Here is a 4,923-nt window from a genome sequence, read left to right on the forward strand (position 1 = left end):
CAGAAAGGGGGCCCGATTGGGCTAAGCAGGAATCGCCTTGGCCGCCGCCTCCCGCGACCACACCCGATGCTTGGCAATCGCCGCCACCAAGGCCTTGTAGGCCTTCTGGTCGCTGCCCACCACCATGCCCTCATCCACCTTCAGCCGCAGCGTGTCGAGCAACGCCTTGGCGTCGCTGTCCGCCCCCAGCGGCTTGAGGTGCTTGTAGGCCTCCAGCACGAAGTGCAGGGCCACCCCGTCGCCGCTCAGCGCCTGCACGCTGGCCTTGCCCCCCGCGATCCAGACCGCGTCGAACACCACCGAGGGCATGCCCTCCATCGACGCGTCCACCGCCAGCGGCTTGCCCGCCGCGGTCTTCACCGGCGCCGACGTCGGCCCCAGCAGCTTGGCCTGGGCGCTCTCGGCGTCCAGTGCCTTGATCAGCGCATCCACCTGCACCGCATCCACGCCATCGGCCACCAGGATCGCGACCTTGCGCCCTTTGATCCCTTCACCCAGCAGGTTCATCTGGCTCAGGGCAGGGGATTGCTTGAGCGATTGCGGCGTCACCTCCACCGTGCCCTGCTTCGGCGCGGCCAGCCCAAGGTTGTGCGCCACCCGTGCGGCGAGCTCGAGATCGATATTGGCGAGGATCTCGTTCACCTCGCGCTCGCGAATGTACGCCCGCTCGACCTTGCCCAGCTCAAAGCTGTAGGCACTGATGATGTGCTCCTGTTCGGTGGGGCTCATGCTCTGGAAGAACAGCCGCGCCTGCGAGAAATGATCGCCGAATGAGGGGCTGCGCTGGCGGACCTTGTGCGCCTCGATGCGCTCGGGATAGCTCTCGAAGCCGCCATCCTGGGCCGCTGGCGGGGTTTCCTTCGGCCATCCTCCATCGATGGAATTGGGCTCGTAGGCTGCGCGGCCCTTGTCCAGCGTGGTGCGATGCTGGGCATCGCGCTGACCGTTGTGGTTCGGCGCCACCGGCCGGTTGATCGGAATTTCGTGGAAATTCGGCCCACCCAGGCGGCTGATCTGCGTATCGGTGTAGGAAAACAGCCGGCCCTGCAGCAGCGGGTCGTTGGAAAAATCGATACCGGGCACGATATGCCCCGGGCAGAACGCGACCTGCTCGGTCTCGGCAAAGAAGTTGTCCGGGTTGCGGTTGAGCACCATCTTGCCCAGCGGCGTCACTGGCACCAGCTCTTCGGGAATGATCTTGGTGGGGTCGAGCAGGTCGAAATCGAACTTATGCTCGTCGGCTTCGGGCACGATCTGTACGCCGAACTCCCATTCGGGGTAGTTGCCGGTCTCGATCGCCTCCCACAGGTCACGGCGGTGGTAATCGGTGTCCTTGCCGGCAAGCTTCTGCGCCTCGTCCCACAGCAGCGAATGCACGCCCTGCTTCGGTTTCCAGTGGAACTTGACGAAGCTGGCCACGCCCTCGGCGTTGATAAGGCGGAAGGTGTGCACGCCGAAGCCTTGCATGGTACGCAGGCTTTTCGGGATGGCACGGTCGGACATGGCCCAGATCACCATGTGCGCCGACTCCGGCACCAGAGAGACGAAATCCCAGAAGGTGTCGTGGGCCGAGCCGCCGGTCGGGATCTCGTTATGCGGCTCGGGTTTGACCGCATGCACGAAGTCCGGGAACTTGATCGCGTCCTGAATGAAGAATACCGGCATGTTGTTGCCGACAAGGTCGAAATTACCCTCATCGGTGTAGAACTTGACAGCAAAGCCGCGCACATCGCGCACCGTGTCACCCGAACCACGCGGGCCTTGCACGGTGGAGAAGCGCACGAACACCGGGGTGATCTTCTCCGGGTCCTGCAGAAAACCGGCCTTGGTCAACGCAGCATGGCTTTCGTACGCCTGGAAATACCCGTGCGCCGCAGTACCCCGCGCATGCACGATGCGCTCAGGGATGCGTTCATGGTCAAAATGCGTGATCTTCTCGCGCATGATGAAGTCTTCAAGCAGCGACGGGCCACGCTCGCCGGCCTTGAGCGAGTTCTGGTTGTCGGCAATCTTGACCCCCTGATTGGTGCGCAGCGCCTGGCCGGTGGCGTCACTGCGAAACGCCTCCAGGCTCTGCAGTTTGGCATTGGTGTTGGCCTTGTCGGGGGTCTGGGTGCCGGCGAGCTGGCTTTCCTTGGGTGCGTTCTTCTTGCTGGGCATGGGTCTGCATCTCCTCATCAGTCGTCGCGGGGCCCCTGAAGGGGGCTCTTGAGGTAGTGACTGGCGGCTGCGCCCAGCGTTCCTTCGGGGTGACCACTGATCGCGTTATTCCCATAGCGTTGGACTCTGGCGAAATAAATGCTAAGAACCTCTATACGAACAGGCTAAAATGCGCCCCCGGCTAACCGCTGACCCTATTTCATGCGCCCCACAAGGTTCGCTACGTGATCGAGTTTCAACATGTCCATAAAACCTACCGCGTCGCCGGTAGGGATATCCCCGCCCTGCACCCGACCAGCCTGCGCGTCGAAGACGGCCAGGTGTTCGGCCTGATCGGCCATTCCGGTGCTGGCAAAAGTACCCTGCTGCGCCTGATCAACCGCCTGGAAGCCCCCAGCGGCGGCAAGATCATCGTCGACGGCGAAGACGTCACGGCGTTCAACGCCAACGACCTGCGCCGCTTCCGCCAGCAGGTCGGGATGATCTTTCAGCACTTCAACCTGCTGGCCTCCAAGACCGTGGCCGACAACGTCGCCTTGCCGCTGACCCTGGCCGGGCGCATGTCCCGTGGCGAAATCGACCAGCGTGTCAGCGAACTGCTGGCCCGTGTCGGCCTGTCCGAGCATGCCCGCAAATACCCGGCGCAGTTGTCGGGTGGGCAGAAGCAGCGCGTGGGCATTGCCCGCGCCCTGGCCACCCAGCCCAAGATCCTGCTGTGCGACGAGGCCACCAGCGCCCTCGACCCGCAAACCACGGCCTCGGTGCTGCAGCTGCTGGCCGAGATCAACCGCGAGCTGAAGCTGACCATCGTGCTGATCACCCACGAGATGGACGTGATCCGCCGCGTGTGCGACCAGGTGGCGGTGATGGACGCCGGGCAGATCGTCGAGCAGGGCTCGGTGGCCGAGGTGTTCCTGCACCCCAAGCATCCGACCACCAAGCGCTTCGTGCAGGAAGACGAGCAGATCGACGAAAGCGAACAGCGCGACGATTTCGCCCACGTGCCAGGCCGCATCGTGCGCCTGACCTTCCAGGGCGATGCCACCTACGCGCCGCTGCTGGGCACCGTGGCCCGTGAAACCGGGGTGGACTACAGCATCCTGGCCGGGCGCATCGACCGCATCAAGGACACCCCTACGGGCAACTGACCCTGGCCATCACCGGTGGCGATATCGAGGCGGCGTTTGCCCGCTTCATTGCCGCGGATGTTCATATGGAGGTACTGCGCTGATGGACGCCCTGAGTTTCTTTGCCAATATCGACTGGGCCGAAATCTGGCTGGCCACGATCGACACCCTGATCATGCTGTTCGGCTCGCTGCTGTTCACCGTGCTGCTCGGCCTGCCGCTGGGCGTACTGCTGTTCCTCTGCGGGCCACGTCAGCTGTTCGAAGAAAAGCGCGTGTATGCGCTGCTGTCGCTGGTGGTCAACGTGCTGCGCTCGCTGCCGTTCATCATCCTGCTGATCGTGATGATCCCGTTCACGGTACTGATCACCGGCACCTCGCTGGGTGTCGCCGGGGCGATTCCGCCGCTGGTGGTGGGCGCCACGCCGTTCTTCGCGCGCCTGGTCGAAACAGCCCTGCGCGAGGTCGACCGCGGCATCATCGAAGCCACCCAGTCGATGGGCGCCAGCACCCGCCAGATCATCATGAATGCCCTGCTGCCGGAGGCCGGCCGGGCATTTTTGCGGCCATCACCGTCACCGCCATTACCCTGGTGTCGTACACCGCGATGGCCGGCGTGGTCGGCGCAGGCGGCCTGGGCGACCTGGCCATCCGCTTCGGCTACCAGCGCTTCCAGACCGACGTGATGGTGGTCACCGTGATCATGCTGCTGGTGCTGGTTCAAGTTCTGCAGAGCGTCGGCGACAAACTGGTTGTGCATTTTTCCCGTAAGTAACCCCATGGGTCGGCATTGCCGACACCCCGGGGGCCGGAACGGCCCTCACAAGGAGTGATTTGATGAAAAGACTGCTTGCTGCTGTTGCCGCCGTTGCGGCTTTCTCGGCCCATGCCGAGACCCTGACCGTTGCCGCCACCCCGGTACCGCACGCCGAGATCCTCGAGTTCGTCAAACCGGCGCTGGCCAAAGAGGGCGTGGAGCTGAAGGTGAAAGTGTTCACCGACTACGTGCAGCCCAACGTGCAGGTGGCCGAGAAACGCCTGGACGCCAACTTCTTCCAGCACCAGCCGTATCTGGACGAGTTCAACAAGGCCAAGGGTACGCACCTGGTCAGCGTTGGCGGTGTTCACCTGGAGCCGCTGGGCGCCTACTCGAACAAGTTCAAGCAGCTTGAAGAGCTGCCATCGGGCGCCACCGTGGTCATCCCCAACGACGCCACCAACGGCGGCCGTGCCCTGTTGCTGCTGGCCAAGGCCGGCGTGATCAAGCTCAAGGACAACACCAACATCCTGTCGACCGTCAAGGACGTCACCGGCAACGACAAGGGCCTGAAATTCCGTGAGCTGGAAGCCGCCACCATCCCGCGCGTGCTGACCCAGGTCGACCTGGCGCTGATCAACACCAACTATGCGCTGGAAGCCAAGCTCAACCCCGAGAAGGACGCGCTGGTCATCGAAGGCAGCGACTCGCCTTACGTGAACATCCTGGTGACCCGTGAGGACAACAAGGACTCGGACGCGGTGAAGAAGCTGGTGGCTGCCCTGCACACGCCGGAAGTGAAGAAGTTCATCGAAGAGAAGTACAAGGGCGCGGTCAAGCCAGCGTTCTGATAGACCCCATCGCCCCCTTCGCTGGCAAG

2 protein-coding genes and 2 pseudogenes are annotated in these 4,923 nt (G+C 63.5%); 3 read left to right on the forward strand and 1 reads right to left on the reverse strand.

Annotated features, from left to right (window positions below):
* Positions 1-21: 21 nt before the first annotated feature.
* Entirely contained in the window at positions 22-2,160 is a 2,139-nt protein-coding gene (gene katE / locus G3436_RS18110) for a catalase HPII (RefSeq protein ID WP_163947671.1), read from the reverse strand.
* A gap of 224 nt (positions 2,161-2,384) precedes the next feature.
* Here katE and G3436_RS18115 point away from each other — a divergent pair.
* The 3 genes and pseudogenes from G3436_RS18115 (at position 2,385) to G3436_RS18125 (ending at position 4,894) form a co-directional block, all read left to right on the forward strand.
* A pseudogene (locus G3436_RS18115) lies at positions 2,385-3,391 on the forward strand (methionine ABC transporter ATP-binding protein).
* Positions 3,391-4,061: pseudogene (locus tag G3436_RS18120) on the forward strand (methionine ABC transporter permease). The pseudogenes G3436_RS18115 and G3436_RS18120 overlap by 1 nt, the downstream one beginning before the upstream one ends.
* Positions 4,062-4,123: 62 nt before the next feature.
* Positions 4,124-4,894, forward strand: coding sequence for a MetQ/NlpA family ABC transporter substrate-binding protein (locus tag G3436_RS18125; protein WP_163947674.1), 771 nt, complete (start codon positions 4,124-4,126; stop codon positions 4,892-4,894).
* Positions 4,895-4,923: the final 29 nt, after the last annotated feature.

The organism is Pseudomonas brassicae (assembly GCF_010671725.1).
GTDB lineage: Bacteria > Pseudomonadota > Gammaproteobacteria > Pseudomonadales > Pseudomonadaceae > Aquipseudomonas > Aquipseudomonas brassicae.